The sequence below is a fragment of the Coprococcus sp. AM97-35 genome, assembly GCF_027697525.1.
GTDB classification, from domain to species: domain Bacteria; phylum Bacillota; class Clostridia; order Lachnospirales; family Lachnospiraceae; genus Allocoprococcus; species Allocoprococcus comes.
In genome coordinates this window covers 1-1,068 of record NZ_JAQESL010000072.1, presented here as the reverse complement: position 1 = coordinate 1,068, position 1,068 = coordinate 1, and the positions used below count along the sequence as shown (strand labels likewise).

General features: G+C 47.9%; 1 protein-coding gene. It reads right to left on the bottom strand.

Going from position 1 to position 1,068, the window contains the following annotated elements; translation table 11 throughout:
• A partial coding sequence (locus PG840_RS16680) for a CD3337/EF1877 family mobilome membrane protein (protein WP_442872517.1) occupies nt 1-1,068 on the bottom strand: 1,068 nt, incomplete at both ends.

The following is a 1,068-nucleotide window of genomic DNA, read 5'->3' as shown; positions in this document are numbered from 1 at the left end:
TACTGGCTGTGCAGGTTGGGTCGCTTTTCTATCAGAAGCACCAGAAGATAGCGGACGCTCTTTGATAACATTTGCTTTGACTGGCTCACTTATCTTTGAAGTGGTCGCTGTGGCAGGACGTTTGACTTCCTGCATTTTTTCAGCACCCGTCTTTGAAACGCTTGAAGCTGTGGCTGGTCGCTCATGGGGACGGGTAGCTCCCGTTGTCGCTGATCCGTCAGCCTTTCGCTGTGCCTGCCTTGCTTCTTGTGCCTTTTGAAGCTCCATACGCTTGTCAGCGATATTCTGTCTATGCTGTTCCTGCTTTTCCAAGCGTCCCGACTGTCTGGACTGCTCTTCCTGCACCATGCCACGCTTGAAGTCTGACACGCTGGACTTTGCCTTTTCTTTTGCGGAATACACCGCATAAGCGGTCTGTGTCGGCATATCCTTGATGTTTTCTTTGACAGCATTTGCCTTGTCTTTCACTTTATTTTTCGTATCTAAGACAGCACCCACCTTTGAGCCTGCACGCTGTCCCATGCTGGAAGTGGTATTGCCCCGATTTTCTTTAGAAGCTGTATTTTTTCTTTCCGCCCGTTTGCCAGTAACGGCACTTCCAACCACCGCACCAGCCACACCGCCCGAAATACCGCCAGCACTTACCGCCCTTGCAATACGGTGTTCCATACGCCTAGCCCGATGTCGCATAAACAGATACGGTCTGCGGAATATCCTGCGTCCCATGCTTTGACTGTCGCCAGCGTTTAAAGAGAACATACTCATTAAATCGCCCAGCTTCATGTAGATACCAGCGAAACATACTATCTGCAAGAACGCCACCATGAAAAACGGATAGTCCGTGGAAATGTTATAAGACATACTGGAAATGCTGAACGCCACCGTTACAATGAGCGTTATTCCTGCACGTGTCATCATGGTATTAAATACCCCCACGACTGCCTGCTTTGCCATGCTTTCATAGCTCGGTATCATGGAAAGCAAAAAGCTGATAGGCAAAAACATTGCAAAAATGATAAAAAGTATCTGGCTAAATATCATCATGCCCGTAAGCAAGAATACAAATAT